Consider the following 19,578-nt stretch of genomic DNA (forward strand, 5'->3'; position numbering starts at 1 on the left):
AATACCCAATGAAAAATTTTGCATTAATTGGAGCTTCAGGTTATATAGCGCCGCGTCATATGAAGGCGATTAAAGAAACAAATAATAATCTGAGCGTATGTTACGATATTAACGATTCTGTTGGAATTATTGATAGTATTTCTCCTTATAGTGAATTTTTTACAGAATTTGAACGTTTTTATGATTTTTCTCATTCATTAAAACGTAGCGATGAGACTAGGTTAGATTATGTTTCTATTTGCTCGCCTAATTATCTACATCATTCTCACATCACTTCTGCTCTTCGATTGGGTTGTGATGTTATTTGTGAAAAACCATTAGTGCCAACGATTGAACAATTAAATGATTTGTTATTGGTAGAAAAAGAAACTGGGAAGAAGGTTTTTAATATATTACAGTTACGTCATCATCAGGCTATCTTGGATTTAAAGGCAAAAGTTCGAGCCGCTGATAGCGATGATAAACATGAAGTGGAGCTGACTTATATAACTTCTAGAGGTAAATGGTATATGGAGAGTTGGAAAGGCGATCCACGAAAATCATTTGGTGTGGCGACCAATATAGGGGTCCATTTTTTCGATATGCTGCATTTTATTTTTGGTAAATTAGAGCGTAATGATTTGCACTTTATGAATAATGATAAAGCATCAGGCTATTTAGAATATGAGAAGGCTAGAGTACGTTGGTTTTTATCTATTGATGCCAATGATTTACCTACTAGTGTTGTAGGAAAACAGCCAACATACCGTTCAATTACTTGTGATGGTCAAGAGATCGAGTTTTCAGGTGGCTTTACTGATCTGCATACAATTAGCTATCAAGAGATTCTTGCAGGTCGTGGTTATGGTATCCAAGATGCGCGTCATTGTGTTGAAACTGTGAATGTCATTCGAAATGGTAAGGTAAATATCGGATGTCCGAGTGAGGTACATCATTTCGTAGAGGGAAAAATTTAATGGTTGGTCATATTGCTCATGAAAGTGCCATTGTTGATTATGGTGCACAAATTGGTAAGAATTCACGCGTATGGCATTTTACTCATGTGTGTGCTGGTGCTGTTATTGGAGAAGGATGTTCATTAGGCCAGAACGTATTTATAGGTAATAAAGTCACGATTGGATGCAATGTGAAAGTGCAAAATAATGTCTCAATTTATGACAATGTGCATATTGAAGATGATGTTTTTTGTGGTCCTAGTATGGTGTTTACAAATGTCTATAATCCTAGATCTTTCATAGAGCGAAAAATGGAATATCGTGACACATTAGTCAAGCAAGGTGCAACTCTAGGAGCTAATTGTACAATAGTCTGTGGTGTTAATATTGGTGAATATTCATTGATAGGTGCGGGAGCTGTAATCAATAAAGATGTACCTGCATTTGCTTTAATGGTGGGAGTACCTGCTAAACAAATTGGTTGGATCAGCAAATATGGTGAGCAACTTGACATACCGTTAATCGGTCATGCCGAAATAATATGTGAACACACAGGTGATAAGTATTTGTTAAATAAAAATGTATTAACCATAATGCCTCAATAAAATTTAAAAGTGAACACAATGCAATTCATAGATCTAGCTGCACAATATAAGCATTTACAGACAAAAATAGATTCAAGAATAAAGACCGTATTAGAGCATGGTAAATATATCATGGGGCCTGAAGTACAAGAATTAGAGCAAAAACTATCGGATTATGTTGGGGTCAAGCATACAATTACTTGTGCTAATGGTACTGATGCATTGACATTAGCATTGATGGCCCTGGGGGTAACAGAAGGTGATGCGGTTTTTTGCCCAACTTTTACTTTTTTTGCTACCGCTGAAACGGTTGCATTTGAAAAAGCAACGCCTGTTTTTGTCGATTCCAATAAAGATACGTTTAATCTTTGTCCACAAGATTTAGAAAAGCAAATTATAAAAGTAATCTCTGAGGGTAAGCTAAACCCTAAAGCTATCATTGCAGTTGATTTATTTGGTTTACCTGCCGATTATCCTGCACTTCAATGTATTGCGGATAAATATAATCTAAAAATTATTGAAGATGCAGCACAAGGTTTTGGTGGGGCTATCTATGATGAGCAAGGAAATGAACAAAAAGCAGGAAGTTTTGGGGATATTGCAACAACTAGCTTTTTTCCCGCTAAACCATTAGGTTGTTATGGTGACGGTGGGGCAATTTTTACCGATAATGATCAATATGCTGAATTACTTAGATCTTACAGGGTTCATGGTAAAGGGAAGAATAAATATGACAACGTCAGAATTGGTATGAACAGTCGTTTAGATACCATACAAGCTGCTATTTTATTAGAAAAATTAGCAGAATTTCCAACTGAGTTAGTTAATCGCAATAATGCTGCGATACAATATGAACAAGAACTATCAGATATATATAAGACTCCACAAATTAAAAATGGCTATTTAAGTTCATGGGCACAATATACATTAGTTGTGGATAACCGTGAGGAAGTGATGGCTAAATACAAAGCACAAGGTATTCCTACTATGGTCTACTATGCAACTTGCATGCATCAGCAAACAGCTTTTAAAGAATTAGGTTATCAGGAAGGTGACTTTCCAATAGCAGAGAAACTAGCTAAATCGGTATTAAGTTTACCAATGCATGGATATCTAAATAACTTGGTGATTTAAGTGTTTTCTTTATTGAATAAAGACAGCTATTGGTCCTCAGTTGGAACTGTAATTACTGGTACATTAGGAGCACAACTTATATTCTTAATGTTGCTACCATTAGTTACATATTTATATGAGCCAACTGAATATGGTTATTACACAACCCTGTTAGGATACGCTATTATATTATCTTCATTTATTGGAATAGGGTTGGAACGTGCAATTCCTTTAATTGAAAGAAAAATTAGATATAGTTACACATTTACGTTACTTTTGTATTCATTTATATTTTGTTTTTTGATTGCAGGTGTTTCTATATTCATTAATTATTTCTTAGATTTAATTTCATTTTTTGATGTTATTATTATTGTTGCTTTAGCTTTCTTGTTATTTACACTTAACTCTTTATCTTTCTATAATATCAGTGTGGATAGATTTAATTTAGATGCAGAGTCTAAATTTTTGCAAGCTGTTATTTTAAATGTTGGTCAGATTTTAATTTTTTTTGCTAGTAGTAGTAAATTATCTCTAATCTTGGCTGATTTTATTTCCAAAGTATATATTGTATTCAGAGTTAATAAAAAACTATATCACTATAAAGCTCTAAATATGAAGTTGATGACCTGGAAGAGGTTTACTTCAAAAAATAGACGCTTAAAGTCATTTTTCACATATGGGTTAATATCTAGTTTATTGGTTTCTCTTTCAATGAACTTACCATATGTATTAATTCCAATTAATTATGATTATAAGATAGCCGCATTAGTATATTTAGCTATGAAAATTGCATCTATTCCAACAGCTTTAATTGGCTCTGCTATTGGAAAGGTTTTTTTTGCTAAAGCTTCTCAGTTAACTGAAAATAAAATGATATTACAGTTGTTTATAGATAATCTTAAAAAATTATCCATAATTGCCATTTTATTAATCCCTATTTTTTTATTGTCATCATACTTATTACCAAATGTATTAGGTGATAGTTGGGAAGATATTACTTTGATTATTAATGCCCTTATTTTTTTATCAATAAGTCAACTAGTGGCTAATCCCTTATCATTAGTTGCAACAGTATATAAAATGCAGAGTATAGATGTGATTATAAACTTAATTAGAGTGTTTTTCGTGTTTTCTGTGTTTTTTGGATACTCAAGCTTTAATAAAAACTATATTGAAACCTTTTATGTATATTCTGTTGGAATGTGTATAATCTATATATGTAATATTTTTACTTCATATTACATAATAAAAAGTAATTCTTAATAGATTAAGTTTGAGTTTAATAGATAAGTTTAATAGATAAGTTTAATAGATAAGTACTTTTAGTATTCGGATGATATATGAAAATTGTAACAGTAATAGGTGCTAGGCCACAATTTGTTAAAGCTGCGGTTGTATCTCGATGGTTTGAAAAGTATTCAGGTATAGTCGAGATTATAATACATACAGGTCAACATTATGATGTAAATATGAGTGATGTTTTTTTTGAAGAAATGCGTATTCCAAAACCCACTTATAATCTAGAAGTTGGAGGAACGAGCCATGGAGCTATGACTGGTCAGCAACTTGAGAAAATTGAAAGTATTTTATTTAGTGAAGCACCTGATTATTTGTTAGTATATGGTGATACAAATTCTACATTAGCTGGGGCATTAGCTGCAGCAAAAATGAATATTCCTGTAATTCATATTGAGGCTGGTTTACGTTCTTTTAATAAAGAAATGCCTGAAGAAATTAATCGGATTTTAACAGACCATATGGCCGATATTTTATTAGCTCCAACTTCAGTAGCTAAGGAAAATCTGATTAGTGAGGGAATTTCAGCAGAGAAAATATTTGTCGTTGGGGATGTAATGTATGATGCTGCATTATATTATAAGAATATTTGTTTAAAACCTGACTGGTTCGATACATATAAACTAAAAGTGAATGAGTTTGTTCTATGTACAATTCATAGGGCAGATAATACAGATAATGTCGAATCTCTTAATTCAATTCTGAGAGGCTTAGCAAGTACCTCTATGTACGTTGTATTACCTTTACACCCACGCACTTTACATAGAATAAATAAGTTTAATATATCTATTCCTGCAAATGTGTGTGTTGTTGAACCAGTCGGATACTTGGAAATGGTTTGGTTAGAAATAAACTGCAAATTAGTAGTGACTGATTCTGGTGGAGTTCAAAAAGAAGCGTATTTTCATAATAAATTCTGTATCACATTAAGAGAAGAGACTGAATGGGTTGAGCTTATTAACTCTGGATATAATGTTTTAGTTGGGGCTGATACATCTAAGATAAGTGAAGAATTAGAGTGTGTTAAAGAATTTAAGTCAAAAAATGATGATTTTTATGGAACTGGTAATGCCGGCAATCATATTGTAAACTTGTTAAGGAATTTATGAAGGTTTTATATTTAACATGGGGTGAAACTCCGAGAAGTTATGGTATATATAAAAGTCAAGTTATAGAGCAGTTTGTAGAAACTTCTAGACAAATTGAAAATTCAAAGTTTTATTTCATAGCTGGTCTACCTATAGTTCATAGTGGTCTTTTAAGGGAAAAATATAAATATTATTCTAATGAAGTTAAGAATATAAGGGCTATTTTTTTAGAAAATAATATTGATTTTTCTATAGTTCCTATCTTTTGTACGCAAAACTTTATCAATTCTACAAAAGTTACATTTAGATTCATGCATACAATATCAAGTATGATTCTTAAATCTAAAGTGAAGTTAATTAATCCTGATGTTATACATTGTCGCTCATATCATGCCTGTTTTGCAGCATTAACTTTAAAGTCAAAATTTGGATATCATTATAAAATAGTTTTTGATGGTAGAGGGCTTTGGCCTGAAGAAGTAGCTCTTAAAAAAGGTTGGGATATAAATAATAACAATTATTTATATTTAAAAGAAATAGAAAAAATGTTACTTAAAAATTCAGACGTAAGTATATCTGTATCTGATACGATGTTTTCTCATTATGAGAGACTTGGTGCTAAAAAAGTTGAAAATATATATTTGAGTACAAATTTTGATTTGATAAGTAAAGAAAAAGAACAGGTTTTGACTGGCAAAATCAAAAAAAATACTATTACTTTATTATATTTAGGAGCTTTATCTAATTCAACTTGGCATACTTCAAGTAGCTTATTAAAATTATATAGACACCTTAAATCACAGTTAGGAAATTTAAAATTATTAATAGTAACAACCTCTAATCATGAATCGATTAGAAGTTATTTTGGTGAATTATCTAACTCAGAAATAGAAATAACATCAACTAAAACTACATTAGAATTAAGTGATGTTTTGAGTAGAGCTGATTTAGGTTGTTTACCTTACAGAGATAATAAAAATGCCTTTGAAAACCTTATAGGTAATACGTTATTGGGGACAAAGACAGTTGAATTTCTAGCGGCAAGACTTCCTGTTTTATGTAATAGAAACTGTGGTGGTGCTGCTAAGATAATAGAAAAGGGGAGGTTAGGCATTGTTTATGATCCAGATTCTATGCTTGAATTGAGTCAAAATAGTATTATCGACATTTTAGATAATGGAATATCTACTGATGATTTGATTATGCTGAAAAGAGATTTTGATTATATTGATAATGCTAAAAAAATAGAGAGTATATATTTAAAATTATGTAGCAACTACTAGGTATGGTCTATGTGTAAATGTTAATCTTGTGAAAATAAAGCGTGTAGTTTTATGTTTTGTTGTTATTATTTTGGCTTGTGGATTTTTATATATACATTTCACTGTTTCATTTTTTGAATTAGTATTGTTTTTCATATGCTGTTTTAAATTTTATTACAGCATGAACAAATAAGTATTCAACATGTTTATCATTATTTTTATTTTATGTCTTTTTCTTATTACTTCTTACTACTACCTCTTAAAAGGAACTGTTCTGGGGATAATGCCAAATAGAGGAGGGTATCCTGGGTTCTTCATATTTTATCAATTAGTTATGTATATCGTACCTTCTAGTTTGTTATTAAACTATTATAATATATCTAGCTTTTGGGTTGCATTTAAAGTTCAACAGGATAGTGTTTTTTGGATATCAGTGCTTGTTATATGCTCTATTTTATTGTTCTATTTATCTATAGCATTATTTACTCGATTTCTACCTAAATACTTTATGTTTTCACAAATTGAAAATATAAAGAATGAAAAAGATATATTGATTTTTAATAGATTATGTATATTGGTTTGCTTAAGTACTATTTTTTATTTGTGGTTTGTCTTAGGCGTTTCTCACTCTTTTTCATTAGCTATTTATTCGGATGAAAGTCTAAGTAGTTTAAGGTACTCTTTATCAGGAAATACAGAAACTAAAATTGCAAAACATCTTTTTATTTTTATTATACCTATATTGACATGTATATTAGCTAGTCCAATATACAATAGACGAAAGCTTGAAAGATTAATGTCATTTTGTCTAATATTTTTTATTGCGAGTTGGGGAGGAAGTAAAGCACCATTGTTATCAGTCTTCTTAATTTATATTATATCTTTTGCTACATTCAATAGATTGAAAGTTAGTTTTTCGTTAGTAATAAAGCTTGTTTTATTTGTTTTTTTTATACTGTTTGTGATGTATAAAGTAGTAATGATTCAATATGGATACCTTGAAAACATCTCTTTATTTTTTGATTATTTTGTTCAACGAACATTTGTAGCTCAAATGATAGGTGTATATGAGCAGTTTAATATTTGGTTGTATGATGTAAATTATATTTTTCATGGTATTCCGTTTGCTTCTTATTTCTTTGATTACCCCCAGTATCATAAAGACTTAATGATGATTTCAGAAAATAGAGTTGATCCAGATTCTATAGGAATAAAAAATACTTTTTTTATTGCAGAAGCATTTGGAATGGGGGGGTGGGCTTTGTTGATATTATCCCCAGTAATAACGGGATTGAATTTCTGCTTAACTTATGTTTGGTTGGTTTTTTTATTGAATCATTTTGCATTTAATAACTTAGAGTTTACGAAAATCATTGTCGCTATCTCACTATTTTCATATATTGGAGTGACAGGTGGTTTTTCTGATTTAATGTTATTTAAAATTACAATTATGATAACTATTCTTATTTCTCCATTTATTCTTACTATAGTTGCTTATCGTAAGTTGAAATTTTGATGTGGTTATATTATAAGTGATTAATGGTTTTAATTGATTATGTTTTTATAAATTTGTAGGTTGAAATATGAATGTATTAATAACTGGAGGGGCAGGGTTTATTGGATCTGCACTTGTTAGATATATAATTAAGATGAAAAGTGATAGTGTTATTAATATCGATAAATTAACGTATGCTGGAAATTTGGAGTCACTGGCTGAGATAGAAAATGATGAGCGATATTTTTTTGAAAAAGTTGATATATGCAATAGTTCTGAATTAGATAGGGTATTTCAGCTATATCAGCCTGATGCTGTAATGCATTTAGCAGCAGAGAGTCATGTTGATCGCTCAATAGATGGACCCGCTGCATTTATTGAGACTAATATTGTCGGTACTTATACACTATTAGAAGCGACGCGTAATTATTGGGATCAGTTACCCTCGGATAAGCAGCAAGCTTTCCGCTTTCACCATATTTCTACCGATGAAGTTTATGGTGATTTAGAGGGAACAAATGACTTATTTACCGAAGATATGGCTTATGATCCAAGTAGTCCATATTCAGCATCAAAAGCTTCAAGTGATCATTTAGTACGAGCATGGCAGCGTACTTATGGATTACCAACATTAGTCACGAATTGCTCAAATAATTATGGTCCATATCACTTCCCTGAAAAATTGATCCCTTTAACGATACTAAATGCATTGTCAGGTAAGTCCTTACCTGTTTATGGTAGTGGTATGCAAGTACGCGACTGGCTCTATGTAGATGATCATGCCGCAGCACTTTATAAAGTATTAACTGAGGGTAAAGTGGGTGAGACATATAATATAGGGGGGCACAATGAGAAAGCGAATATTGATGTTGTGAAAAGTATCTGTTACTTATTAGATGAGTTAGTACCAAATAAGACTAATGGATTGGTTGAGTATGAAGATTTAATTACTTTTGTTACAGATAGGCCTGGTCATGATGTGCGTTATGCGATCGATGCGTCGAAAATAGAGTGTAAACTGGGTTGGAAACCAGCTGAGACGTTTGAATCAGGATTACGAAAGACAGTCGAATGGTATTTAAGTAACGAAGCTTGGTGGAGTCGAGTGCTTGATGGGTCTTATTCAGGTGAACGCTTAGGAATAAACAAGGTAAAACAGCAAAGCTATCATTTATCAGAAAGTGAGGAAGCAGTATGAAAGGGATTGTATTAGCGGGTGGCTCTGGTACTCGCCTGTATCCATTGACTCGTGGTGTTTCTAAGCAATTGCTGCCTGTCTATGACAAGCCTATGATTTATTACCCTCTGTCAACGTTAATGTTAGCTGGGATTAAAGAAATTCTTATTATTACTACGCCTGAAGATAATGATAGCTTTAAACGACTTTTAGGCGATGGTAGTGACTATGGCATCTCACTTTACTATGCCGTGCAAGAAAAACCAGAAGGCTTAGCACAAGCTTTTATTATTGCTGAAAGCTTTATTGGCGAAGATAATGTCTGCTTAGTGCTGGGTGATAATATTTTTTATGGTCAATCTTTTAGCCATACATTAAAAAAAGCGGTCTCACGTAAGCAAGGTGCAACTATTTTTGGGTATCAAGTTAAAGATCCACAACGTTTTGGCGTGGTTGAGTTTGATGAAAATATGAAGGCATTATCGATAGAGGAGAAGCCATCTCACCCAAAATCAGAGTATGCAGTAACAGGACTCTACTTTTATGATAATAGAGTCGTTGATTTTGCAAGAAAAGTGCAACCATCCGAGAGAGGTGAATTAGAAATTACCAGTATTAACCAAATGTATTTGGAAGATAACTCTTTGAAAGTTGAGCTGTTAGGGCGCGGTTTTGCTTGGTTAGACACTGGGACTCATGAAAGCTTGCATGAAGCCTCTTCTTTTGTACAAACTATAGAACATGTTCAAGGTTTGAAAGTGGCTTGTTTAGAAGAAATTGCTCATAGAAATACTTGGCTAACGGATCATGATTTATTACGCATTTCGAAACCAATGCTTAAAAATGATTACGGTCAATATTTACAAAGTTTGGTTTTGGATGAAAGCAACCCTGTTGTGAAGAAGGTTTCTTGATGGAAGATGTATCCATGAGAGTTCTAGTTACAGGACGTAATGGGCAAGTTGGCTCGTATTTAGTAGATCAGCTTTATAAGCAAAAAAAAGTTACGTTATTAGCATTAAATAGTCAAGAATTAGATATTACTAAGGTTAATGATGTTAACAATAGAGTGATGGATTTTAGACCTGATATTATCATTAACGCTGCAGCTTACACTGCTGTGGATAAAGCAGAAACTGATATAGATTTAGCATTCAATATAAATAGCGATGGGGCGCAGTATTTAGCTGAAGCGGCAGAAAGAATCGGTGCGGCAATCCTACATATTTCAACCGATTATGTTTTTGATGGCAATAAAGAAGGTAGTTATTCAGAAAGTGATCTCCCTATGCCACAAGGTGTATATGGTAAAAGTAAACTTGCTGGTGAAATCGCTGTTGCTAATGCTTGTCAACGTCATATTATCTTACGTACAGCTTGGGTATTTAGTGAATATGGCAATAACTTTGTTAAAACGATGCTGAGATTAGGTCAAGAAAGAGAATCGTTAAATATAGTGGGTGATCAATTTGGTGGCCCTACTTACGCTGGTGACATAGCTAGTACGCTCATTCAAATAGCGAAACGTATTGTTCAAGGTGACTGTGTTGAGTATGGTATTTATCATTACTCTGGCTTACCTCATGTTAGCTGGTGCAAGTTTGCCGATAAAATATTTACAGATGCTGTAGAACAAAAAGTTATCGATATTAAGCCAGTACTTTCATCAATAGCAACGACAGAATATCCTACTCCAGCAAAACGTCCACAAAATTCACGGTTAGACTGTACTAAATTACTTAATAACTTTGCCATTAAGTCCTGCAATTGGAAAAGGGCATTGGAAAGTGGCGTTATAATGGTATTAAAAGAGTATAAATAAAATGAAAGTTATAGAGACAAGCATCCCAGATGTAAAAATCATAGAACCTTCAGTTTTTGGTGATGAAAGGGGATTTTTCATGGAAACTTGGAATCAAAAACAGTTTGAAGAGTTAGTAACAGGTAAGCCTACTCAATTTGTACAAGATAACCATTCAAAATCAAAAAAAGGAATTTTGCGTGGTTTGCACTATCAAACTGAAAATACTCAAGGCAAATTAGTACGAGTGGTATCGGGAGAAGTATTTGATGTTGCAGTTGATATTCGAAAAGGCTCTCCAACATTTGGTTTATGGGTGGGTGAATATTTGTCATGTGATAATAAACGTCAATTATGGGTGCCTGAGGGGTTCGCCCATGGTTTCTATGTGACAAGTGATGAGGCTGAATTTGTTTATAAATGCACTGATTATTATAATCCTGAAGCTGAAGTATCGATTGCTTGGAATGATCCTGACTTAGGTATTACTTGGCCTTTCAATACTGAGCCAGTATTGTCTAAAAAAGATTCTTATGGTGTAGGCTTATACCTTGAATAACTTTCTATTAGGTGAGTGTAATGTCTAAAGTTTGTGTATTATTAGCTGCCTATAATGGGGAGCGTTGGCTAGATGAGCAGTTAGAGAGTATTTTAAAGCAAGAAAAAGTAGAGTTGGATATTTTTATTAGTTTAGACTCTTCAACGGATAATTCTCTTACATTAATAGAGTCTTATGTTAATGAATATCAGAATATATATTTATTACCGTACACTAAGAGTTTTGGAAGTGCAGGGCAGAATTTTTTCAGATTAATTCTAGATGTTGATTTTTCTAAATATGATTACTTAGCTTTTGCAGATCAAGATGATATATGGTTTAGAAATAAGCTATGTTTATCTATAAAAGAAATGAATAAAAATAAAGCTGATGGTTATTCCAGTAATGTGCTGGCTTTTTGGGAAAATGGTGATAAAAAATTAATAAATAAAAGTTATCCACAGAAAAAATATGATTATTTATTTGAGTCATCAGGACCCGGTTGTACATTTGTTTTAACAAATAATTTAGCTAATGAAATAAAAAGTAAGTTAAATTCTAATAAAAGTAAAATTGATTTATTATGGCTTCATGATTGGTTCTGTTATAGTTTTGCTAGAACGAATCGATTTAAGTGGTATATAGATAAAAATCCCAGTATGTTATATCGGCAGCACGATTCTAATGAAGTTGGTGCTAATACAGGACTAAAGGCTATTTATGAAAGAGCTAAAGTTGTTTTATCTGAAGATGCTTTTAAAAAGTTGCTTTTGCAATCGGATTTTATAGGTAATAAAGATAAGCCTGTTAGACTTGTTAAAGAGAGTACATTTTTTAGTTTATTAAAGCTTTCTTTTTATTCATTTAAATGTAGGCGTAATATTAAGGATGTAATATTATTTTTCTTTGCATTAATAATTATGTCTATGAAGAAGGGGCTGTGTATTAAATGAAACATGTTCTTGTTACTGGTGGAACTGGTTTTATAGGTTCGAAGCTATTATCTTCAGATAAATTCAAGTTTCGACATGTTGTTAGAGGTACAACTAAGAAACAATTTGATGATATTTTTTTAGTTAATGAGATCAGCTCTAAAACAAACTGGAGTGATGCTTTTTTTGGTATTGACGCAGTAATTCATTTAGCAGGGATTGCTCATGATCTAAACTTTCAAGAAGAAGAATTTTTTGAAGTAAATAAGCATGGTACATTACACCTTGCTAATGAAGCAGCAAATGCTGGAGTTAAACGTTTTGTATATATAAGTACAATTGGTGTGAATGGTGAGGCTACTTTTGGTGAACCATTCAGTGAGAAAGATTTACCTAAACCTTATAATTATTATTCAAAATCAAAGCATGAAGCAGAAATTGGATTAATTGAAATAGCAAAAAAAACTGGTTTAGAAGTTGTAATTATTAGACCTCCCTTAGTTTATGGTAAAGGTGCAAGAGGTAATTTTAATAGCCTTGTTAATATAGTTAAAAAGGTACGATTATTACCATTTGGTCTTATTAATAATAAGCGCAGTTTTATATCTGTTTCCAACTTAGTTAGTTTTATTTTGGTTTGTTTGGAACATGAAAAAGCGATAGGAGAGGTATTCATTATTTCTGATGGCGATCCTATTTCCACTAGGGTTTTTACATCTTTAATTGGGAAAGGTGTGAATAAAAAAACTTTACAACTTCCTATACCAAGATGGTTTTTGCAGGTAACATTTGGTTTCTTGGGCCAACAGTATAGATTACAAAAGGTTATCGGTGATTTGGAAGTTGATTCTTCTAAAGCTAAAAGATTGCTAAGTTGGACTCCGTTAGAAGATGTTGTTCAAGCAATGAAGCATATTGATTAAGTAAGGTGAGTTATTGTGATAAGATTTTTTGATTGTATTTTTTCTTTTTTAGGATTGATGCTGCTTTTTCCATTTTTGGTCATATTATATATTATTGGCTTATTTGATACTGGGGCGCCAATTTTTAAACAAGAGCGTGTGGGACGAAATAGAAAACCTTTTATTCTAGTCAAATTTAGAACTATGAGTGTTGATACCAAATCGGTTGCTAGCCATTTGGCGAGTACTGCTTCAATAACCCCATTTGGTGGTTTTTTACGTAAGACTAAGCTTGATGAGCTACCACAATTGTGGAATGTGCTAAAAGGGGATATGAGCTTGGTTGGCCCTCGTCCAGGTTTATTTAATCAAGAAGAATTAACAATAGCGCGCGAAGATAAAAGTATTTATATGGTCCGCCCTGGTATAACTGGTTTAGCTCAAGTTAATAATATTGATATGTCGACACCAACTTTGCTGGCAGAGGTTGATGCTAAAATGATTGAAATGTTAAATATTAGGGATTACTTTAAATATATCTTACTGACAGTATTTGGTAAGGGAAGTGGTGATAGAGTAAACAAAACTTAAATTCTATTTTCAATAGAATGCAGTTTAAGAATTGTTTTTTAGTTTTTAGTTTTTTAGTTTATGCGCGTGGAGCGATAAATGGATTTTTTGCAAATTTTATTTTCGTTAAATCGAATGCAAAAAAGAGGTGTGAGCACCGCAATAGACTCTTTGAGTTTATTTTTATCATTTTGGTTGGCTTTATTGGTAAGAACGGAATCTTTTTCTGTTTTTACTAATGTCGATTATTGGTTATTGATTACGCTTGTTTGTCCTATAAGCGTATTAATTTTTGCGAAACTAGGTTTATACCGTGCAGTGTTACGATACATGGGCCTTCAAGCGTTAACGGCTATTTTATTAGGGGTGATTATATCGACGACGAGCCTTATCTTTATGGCTTATTATGCTGAGTTTGGTTTACCCAGAACGGTACCTATTATTTATGCTGTATTTGCTTTAGGTTTTGTTGGTGGTTCTCGGTTAACCATTAGAGCCATTGTTGGCTCAGGCATGAAGCGAGAAGGTGAGCCTGTTATTATTTATGGTGCGGGTGTGAGTGGCAGACAATTAGTGACATCTCTAATGCAAAGCAAGGAATATTATCCGTTTGCCTTTGTTGATGATGATAAAGCAACTCATGGTAGTGTCATCCAAGGGATTCATGTTCATTCGCCCTCTATTATTCGAAAGCTCATACGTCAAAAATCAGCCACCAAAGTGTTACTCGCTTTACCGACAGTGTCCCATACAAGGCGAAAAGAGATTTTAATGTCTCTTGAATCCTTAGCCGTTCAAGTATTGACCATTCCGGCGACAGCAGATTTAGTGGATGGTAATATGTTATATAGTGATGTTAAAGAAGTTGAAATTGAAGATATATTAGGCAGAGAACCTGTCTCACCAAGAACGGATTTATTATCGGCCAATATTCACAATAAAGTGGTAATGGTCACAGGTGCTGGAGGCTCTATTGGATCAGAATTGTGTCGTCAAATTATTAAACTCAAACCTAATAAATTAGTTTTATATGAATTATCAGAATTTGGATTGTATTCAATAGAAAAAGAATTAACGAGTTATATTAGTGATCATAATCTGTTGATAGATGTTTTCCCTATATTAGGCTCTGTGCAAGGAAAAAATAGAATACAGACTGTGATGGAGACTTTTTCTGTTCAAACAGTCTATCATGCTGCAGCCTATAAACATGTCCCTTTGGTTGAGCATAATGTGGTTGAAGGGATCCGTAATAATGTATTTGGTACCTTATATACAGCTAGAGCTGCCATTGAAGCGAAAGTGGAAACTTTTGTTTTAATTTCAACAGATAAAGCCGTACGTCCGACAAATATTATGGGGACAACCAAGCGTATGGCCGAGCTCTGCTTGCAAGCGCTTGCCAAAGAAACGCATTCAACCCGTTTTTGTATGGTTCGCTTTGGTAATGTGTTAGGCTCGTCAGGCTCTGTTGTGCCTTTATTTCGCAAACAAATAAAAACAGGTGGCCCCATTACTGTGACCCATCCTGAAATAACGCGCTTTTTTATGACGATTCCTGAAGCATCACAATTAGTTATTCAAGCTGGGGCGATGGGGAAAGGAGGAGATGTCTTTGTTCTTGACATGGGGGCATCGGTTAAAATTGTCGATTTAGCCGAAAAAATGATAAGACTCAGTGGTTATGAAGTGAAAAATGATGTTAATCCAGAGGGAGAAATATCCATTGAATTTAGTGGCTTAAGGCCAGGTGAAAAGTTATATGAAGAGTTGCTCATCGGTGATGATGTTACAGGCACTGAGCATGAACGCATAATGACAGCCCATGAAGCTCATTTATCTTGGATGGATTTATCAAAGATATTGGATGAGTTAGATTCGGCATGCCATGAACTACGACATCAAGATATTAGGAATATTCTATTAAGTGCGCCAACAGGATTTAATCCAACAGATAATATAGGTGACTTAGTCTGGTGTTCAACTCAGATAGATGATAAACCATTAGAGTTAGTAGCTTCTTAATTTTTCTTGTTAAAAACTAAACGGCTAGCAATGATAGATTGCTAGCCGTTTTTTTATGCTTTTTTATTGTGCTGTGGATGATTGTCAACATGCTACTATTGGAATATTTGGGGGTGTTCTAATAGCTTTCATCTTTCGATAACGTTAGACTTAGCGCCTATTTGAGAGACAAGAGGTGGGGCTTAACTCTATTTGGGTTTTGATAATGTGAGTTGAGTGCATAGTGGTCGAGAAATGAAAGTGTTAGTAACAGGTGGTGCAGGTTTTATTGGCTCTGAGCTGATCCGCTATTTAATTGAAGAGACGAGAAATTGTGTCATCAATGTTGATAAGTTGAATTATGCGGGGAATTTATGTTCGCTTGAACAAGTAGAAGATAATGATCGCTATTGCTTCATTCAAGCCGATATTTGCAATCGAACCACATTGAAGGAAATTTTTGAGTCTCATCAGCCCGATGCGGTAATGCATCTCGCGGCCGAAAGCCATGTTGATCGCTCCATTGATGGGCCCGCGGCGTTTATGCAAACCAATATTATGGGTACTTTTACCTTACTGGAAGTGAGCAAGCACTATTGGCAGAAGTTGGACGGTGAAAAGAAAAGGCTATTTCGTTTTCATCATGTGTCCACCGATGAAGTGTATGGTGATTTGGATGCAATGTCAGCGCCTTTTACTGAAGCATCTAACTATGCTCCCAGTAGCCCTTATTCGGCATCAAAAGCGGCTAGCGATCATTTGGTTCGTGCTTGGCATCGTACTTATGGCTTGCCTGTGTTGATTTCTCAGTGTTCGAATAATTATGGTCCTTATCAATTTCCTGAAAAGTTGATTCCCTTAATGGTGTCTAATGCCCTCGCTGGCCTGCCTTTGCCTGTGTATGGCAATGGATTACAAAGGCGAGATTGGCTGTTTGTGACTGATCATGTCAAGGCGTTATACCGTATTTTGCAGCTAGGAAAAGTGGGTGAAACCTATAACATAGGTGGTGAAACGGAAAAATCAAATATCGAATTGATCAATAGGATCTGTGACATATTAGAGCAGCTTGCTCCCAATAAGCCTAATGGGTTGGTATTTTATCGAGATTTAATTTGTCATGTCGATGATAGGGCGGGCCATGATGTGCGGTATGCCGTCGATATCACAAAAATAAAAAATGAGCTTGATTGGCACCCTACAACAGATTTTAATCTTGGATTATTATCGACAGTGAAATGGTATGTGGACAATCAAGCTTGGTGTCATAGTCTGAATAATACTCCCCCCTAGTTTCATCAATAAGGATGAGCAGAGACTAAATCATCAATGCAGTAACAGTTCTGCAGTAAAAGCACAGTGAATTAATGATGAAAGGTATTATTTTAGCAGGGGGGGCAGGCACGCGGCTTTATCCACTGACTCAGTTTATGTCTAAGCAATTATTATTGGTTAATGGTAAGCCAATGATACTGTATCCCTTATCTTTTTTAGTACAAGTAGGAATAAAAGAAGTCTTGTTGATCACTCGACCAAAAGATGCATCAGCATTTCGGCAATTATTGGGTGATGGAGAACGCTTCGGCATATCACTTGAGTACGCGATTCAACAAGAGCCTAAAGGGATCGCAGAGTCTTTTATTATCGCAGGATCTTTTATCGGTGATGATGATGTCTGTTTAATATTGGGTGACAATTTCTTCTACGGCCAGTCACTTTTTAATGATTTAAAACACAAAAAATACTTTAGTCCTGCAAGGGGCGCGGGGGCGACTGTGTTTGGCTATGAGGTGGAGGAATCTCAGCACTATGGAATAGCAACACTGGATCAATCTAACCAAGTGATTGAGATTGAAGAGAAGCCTTTACAATCAAAATCTAATATCGCTATTACGGGTTTATATTGCTTTGATCATCGTGTTACTGAATTTGCTAAAAGGGTGGTGCCATCAAAAAGAGGCGAGCTTGAAATCACTTCCATTAATCAGATGTATCTTGAACGTGGTGAATTAACTGTGGAATTACTGGGCTCAGATGTAAGTTGGTTTGATATGGGAACCCATGAAAAATTAAGGGATGCATCTTCCTTTATTGAGCGAATAGAAGCGCAAGCGGGTCAGTGTATACTAGGGCCTGTTGACCTTTGGTGGCTAAATTATGTCCGAGATAAACGTGTTTCAATCGCGACGGGAGGGATGACGCCTAGTGATCTAAGCCCTCTTTCTTTAACAAAGGGGCTCCCAACAAAGAGTAAAACACGTTTAGCCGTATCCTACGGACAGCGTTTGTGGCTCCTTTCTACGGCGTTATCACTTGTTTATGTAGAATTACTACACCACACAAGCTCTGCCTTGTATAAAGAACCCACAAACTGCTGCAGAAATCATCACCAAAGATTAACAGGCCCTAACAATGACATCGTATATGACAGAAAATGATAAGGCGCTCTTGTGCTAGTGCTAGTGGTAGGGAAAAAGGGGCAGTTAGGGAGCCACCTTTTTAGGGTATTAAAACAGAGCCCAGATCTTGATGTTATCGAAATACCTGAATGCGACATCACCAATAAATTTGCGATTAATAATAGGATTAATCAATCTCGCCCTGATGTTATTGTTAATGCCGCGGCTTACACCTGTGTTGAGCAAGCAGAAATGGAAAAAGAAATAGCCTTTAATGTGAATAATAAGGGGGCGTGTTTATTAGCTCAAGCGTCAAAGGATATAGGGGCAATGCTTATCCATATGTCGACTGACTATGTATTTGATGGCAGTAATAAACATGCTTATAAAGAAAATGATGTGCCTAATCCCCAAAGTATTTATGGAAAGAGCAAATTAGCGGGTGAAGCGGCAATCGTTAACACTTGCCCTCGGCATATTATCATTCGTACTGCTTGGTTATTCAGTGTTCAAGACAATAATTTTGTGAGCACTATGCTAACATTAGGACGAGATCGTGATGAACTCAGTATTGTCGATGATCAGTACGGCGGGCCGACTTATGTGGGGGATCTTGCAAATGCTATCCTTCATATCATGATGCAATTTAAGCAAGTGGGAAGACTCAATTGGGGAGTTTATCACTTTTCAGGCTTCCCTTATGTGACTTGGTATCAATTTGCTCAGCATATTTTTAAGCAAGCACATAAACAAAAAACAATCGATAAACCCCCTCGTTTAGTGCCTATTTCCAGTCAAGATTATCCATCGAATGTTAATCGTCCTGCAAATTCAACACTCAATTGTACCAAAATTGAGCGAGAGCTTGGTATCGAGATGGTAGATTGGTCTAAGGCATTGCCTGTGGTCATAGAGCAGTTTATGGAGAGTCAGTATCAATAATGAAAGTGATTAATACTCAAATTGAAGATGTGAAAGTGATTATTCCAGCGCTATTTGGTGATGAAAGGGGATTTTTTATGGAAACTTGGCGACAAGATATTTTTAATGACCAAGTCGCCAACAGAGAATTTGTTCAGGATAACCATTCGCGATCTCAGCGTGGCGTGCTTAGAGGTTTACATTATCAAACTGAGCAAACTCAAGGGAAATTGATCAGGGTGATAAGTGGGAAAGTATTCGATGTGGCAGTGGATATGAGGAAAAACTCCGCCACATATGGCCATTGGGTGGGGCAAGAGTTATCTGCAAAAAATAGACGTCAACTTTGGGTCCCTGAAGGTTTTGCCCATGGTTTTTATGTGATGAGTGATATTGCAGAATGCGTGTACAAATGCACGAACTATTATCACAGTGATTCTGAGGTGAGCCTCAATTGGAATGATCCAAGCCTTGATATAACTTGGCCTCTAAGTGACGCTCCCCTTTTGTCCGATAAAGATAAAAAAGGGGTGAGTTTTGATAAGGCGCCTTCTTTTTAGC

The 19,578-nt window shown here is 34.5% G+C and carries 19 protein-coding genes; all 19 read left to right on the forward strand.

All coding sequences use genetic code 11. The features are described 5' to 3' along the window. Positions 1-8: 8 nt before the first annotated feature. Positions 9-956 (forward strand): Gfo/Idh/MocA family oxidoreductase, encoded by a 948-nt coding sequence (locus Q0779_RS02145; protein ID WP_298769004.1) that lies wholly within the window; start codon positions 9-11, stop codon positions 954-956. Continuing rightward, positions 956-1,540, forward strand: a complete 585-nt coding sequence (locus Q0779_RS02150) for an acyltransferase (RefSeq protein WP_298769005.1) — start codon at positions 956-958, stop codon at positions 1,538-1,540. Before Q0779_RS02145 ends, Q0779_RS02150 begins: the two co-directional genes overlap by 1 nt. Positions 1,541-1,558: 18 nt before the next feature. Continuing rightward, positions 1,559-2,653, forward strand: a complete 1,095-nt coding sequence (locus Q0779_RS02155; protein ID WP_298769007.1) for a DegT/DnrJ/EryC1/StrS aminotransferase family protein — start codon at positions 1,559-1,561, stop codon at positions 2,651-2,653. Further along, positions 2,654-3,895 carry a lipopolysaccharide biosynthesis protein gene (locus Q0779_RS02160; RefSeq protein WP_298769009.1) on the forward strand — a complete coding sequence of 414 codons (1,242 nt, stop codon included), beginning with the start codon at positions 2,654-2,656 and terminating at the stop codon, positions 3,893-3,895. It abuts the gene before it with no gap. 77 nt (positions 3,896-3,972) lie between these two features. Next, on the forward strand, positions 3,973-5,037 hold the full coding sequence (wecB, locus tag Q0779_RS02165) for a non-hydrolyzing UDP-N-acetylglucosamine 2-epimerase (protein WP_298769011.1): 1,065 nt from the start codon (positions 3,973-3,975) through the stop codon (positions 5,035-5,037). After that, a complete protein-coding gene (locus tag Q0779_RS02170; RefSeq protein ID WP_298769015.1) occupies positions 5,034-6,299 on the forward strand; it encodes a glycosyltransferase in 1,266 nt (421 codons plus the stop codon). The genes wecB and Q0779_RS02170 overlap by 4 nt, the downstream gene beginning before the upstream one ends. 181 nt (positions 6,300-6,480) lie before the next feature. Further along, positions 6,481-7,794, forward strand: a complete 1,314-nt coding sequence (locus tag Q0779_RS02175; RefSeq protein ID WP_298769017.1) for a hypothetical protein — start codon at positions 6,481-6,483, stop codon at positions 7,792-7,794. 67 nt (positions 7,795-7,861) lie between these two features. Then, positions 7,862-8,971: a dTDP-glucose 4,6-dehydratase gene (gene rfbB / locus Q0779_RS02180; RefSeq protein ID WP_298769020.1), complete on the forward strand. Its 1,110-nt coding sequence runs from the start codon at positions 7,862-7,864 to the stop codon at positions 8,969-8,971. Continuing rightward, positions 8,968-9,864, forward strand: a complete 897-nt coding sequence (gene rfbA, locus Q0779_RS02185; protein ID WP_298769022.1) for a glucose-1-phosphate thymidylyltransferase RfbA — start codon at positions 8,968-8,970, stop codon at positions 9,862-9,864. Before rfbB (Q0779_RS02180) ends, rfbA begins: the two co-directional genes overlap by 4 nt. A gap of 14 nt (positions 9,865-9,878) precedes the next feature. Next, positions 9,879-10,772, forward strand: coding sequence for a dTDP-4-dehydrorhamnose reductase (gene rfbD / locus Q0779_RS02190; protein WP_298769259.1), 894 nt, complete (start codon positions 9,879-9,881; stop codon positions 10,770-10,772). Position 10,773: 1 nt separating this feature from the next. Beyond that, positions 10,774-11,310, forward strand: a complete 537-nt coding sequence (rfbC, locus tag Q0779_RS02195; RefSeq protein ID WP_298769024.1) for a dTDP-4-dehydrorhamnose 3,5-epimerase — start codon at positions 10,774-10,776, stop codon at positions 11,308-11,310. Between the two features lie 20 nt (positions 11,311-11,330). Next, entirely contained in the window at positions 11,331-12,242 is a 912-nt protein-coding gene (locus tag Q0779_RS02200; RefSeq protein ID WP_298769026.1) for a glycosyltransferase, read from the forward strand. Continuing rightward, a complete protein-coding gene (locus Q0779_RS02205; RefSeq protein ID WP_298769028.1) occupies positions 12,239-13,144 on the forward strand; it encodes an NAD-dependent epimerase/dehydratase family protein in 906 nt (301 codons plus the stop codon). The genes Q0779_RS02200 and Q0779_RS02205 overlap by 4 nt, the downstream gene beginning before the upstream one ends. 15 nt (positions 13,145-13,159) lie before the next feature. Then, entirely contained in the window at positions 13,160-13,714 is a 555-nt protein-coding gene (locus Q0779_RS02210; RefSeq protein WP_298769030.1) for a sugar transferase, read from the forward strand. Between the two features lie 78 nt (positions 13,715-13,792). Further along, complete coding sequence (locus Q0779_RS02215) at positions 13,793-15,718, forward strand: nucleoside-diphosphate sugar epimerase/dehydratase (protein WP_298769032.1); 1,926 nt, start codon at positions 13,793-13,795, stop codon at positions 15,716-15,718. A gap of 234 nt (positions 15,719-15,952) precedes the next feature. Further along, on the forward strand, positions 15,953-16,990 hold the full coding sequence (rfbB, locus tag Q0779_RS02220; protein WP_298769033.1) for a dTDP-glucose 4,6-dehydratase: 1,038 nt from the start codon (positions 15,953-15,955) through the stop codon (positions 16,988-16,990). A 77-nt stretch (positions 16,991-17,067) separates the two neighbouring features. Beyond that, positions 17,068-18,135: a sugar nucleotidyltransferase gene (locus Q0779_RS02225; protein ID WP_298769035.1), complete on the forward strand. Its 1,068-nt coding sequence runs from the start codon at positions 17,068-17,070 to the stop codon at positions 18,133-18,135. 12 nt (positions 18,136-18,147) lie between these two features. Continuing rightward, positions 18,148-19,038: a dTDP-4-dehydrorhamnose reductase gene (gene rfbD, locus Q0779_RS02230; protein WP_298769037.1), complete on the forward strand. Its 891-nt coding sequence runs from the start codon at positions 18,148-18,150 to the stop codon at positions 19,036-19,038. Next, positions 19,038-19,577, forward strand: a complete 540-nt coding sequence (gene rfbC / locus Q0779_RS02235) for a dTDP-4-dehydrorhamnose 3,5-epimerase (protein WP_298769039.1) — start codon at positions 19,038-19,040, stop codon at positions 19,575-19,577. Before rfbD (Q0779_RS02230) ends, rfbC (Q0779_RS02235) begins: the two co-directional genes overlap by 1 nt. The last annotated feature ends 1 nt before the right edge of the window (position 19,578 follow it).

The organism is uncultured Shewanella sp. (assembly GCF_947491715.1).
Taxonomy (GTDB): domain Bacteria; phylum Pseudomonadota; class Gammaproteobacteria; order Enterobacterales; family Shewanellaceae; genus Shewanella.

What these genes read in the sequence shown, in the direction of transcription:
- Q0779_RS02145 (WP_298769004.1), top strand. Translation starts at nt 9, where the DNA reads ATGAAAAATTTTGCATTAATTGGAGCTTCAGGTTATATAGCGCCGCGT.
- Q0779_RS02150 (WP_298769005.1), top strand. Translation starts at nt 956, where the DNA reads ATGGTTGGTCATATTGCTCATGAAAGTGCCATTGTTGATTATGGTGCA.
- Q0779_RS02155 (WP_298769007.1), top strand. Translation starts at nt 1,559, where the DNA reads ATGCAATTCATAGATCTAGCTGCACAATATAAGCATTTACAGACAAAA.
- wecB (WP_298769011.1), top strand. Translation starts at nt 3,973, where the DNA reads ATGAAAATTGTAACAGTAATAGGTGCTAGGCCACAATTTGTTAAAGCT.
- Q0779_RS02170 (WP_298769015.1), top strand. Translation starts at nt 5,034, where the DNA reads ATGAAGGTTTTATATTTAACATGGGGTGAAACTCCGAGAAGTTATGGT.
- Q0779_RS02175 (WP_298769017.1), top strand. Translation starts at nt 6,481, where the DNA reads ATGTTTATCATTATTTTTATTTTATGTCTTTTTCTTATTACTTCTTAC.
- rfbB (WP_298769020.1), top strand. Translation starts at nt 7,862, where the DNA reads ATGAATGTATTAATAACTGGAGGGGCAGGGTTTATTGGATCTGCACTT.
- rfbA (WP_298769022.1), top strand. Translation starts at nt 8,968, where the DNA reads ATGAAAGGGATTGTATTAGCGGGTGGCTCTGGTACTCGCCTGTATCCA.
- rfbD (WP_298769259.1), top strand. Translation starts at nt 9,879, where the DNA reads ATGAGAGTTCTAGTTACAGGACGTAATGGGCAAGTTGGCTCGTATTTA.
- rfbC (WP_298769024.1), top strand. Translation starts at nt 10,774, where the DNA reads ATGAAAGTTATAGAGACAAGCATCCCAGATGTAAAAATCATAGAACCT.
- Q0779_RS02200 (WP_298769026.1), top strand. Translation starts at nt 11,331, where the DNA reads ATGTCTAAAGTTTGTGTATTATTAGCTGCCTATAATGGGGAGCGTTGG.
- Q0779_RS02205 (WP_298769028.1), top strand. Translation starts at nt 12,239, where the DNA reads ATGAAACATGTTCTTGTTACTGGTGGAACTGGTTTTATAGGTTCGAAG.
- Q0779_RS02215 (WP_298769032.1), top strand. Translation starts at nt 13,793, where the DNA reads ATGGATTTTTTGCAAATTTTATTTTCGTTAAATCGAATGCAAAAAAGA.
- rfbB (WP_298769033.1), top strand. Translation starts at nt 15,953, where the DNA reads ATGAAAGTGTTAGTAACAGGTGGTGCAGGTTTTATTGGCTCTGAGCTG.
- Q0779_RS02225 (WP_298769035.1), top strand. Translation starts at nt 17,068, where the DNA reads ATGAAAGGTATTATTTTAGCAGGGGGGGCAGGCACGCGGCTTTATCCA.
- rfbC (WP_298769039.1), top strand. Translation starts at nt 19,038, where the DNA reads ATGAAAGTGATTAATACTCAAATTGAAGATGTGAAAGTGATTATTCCA.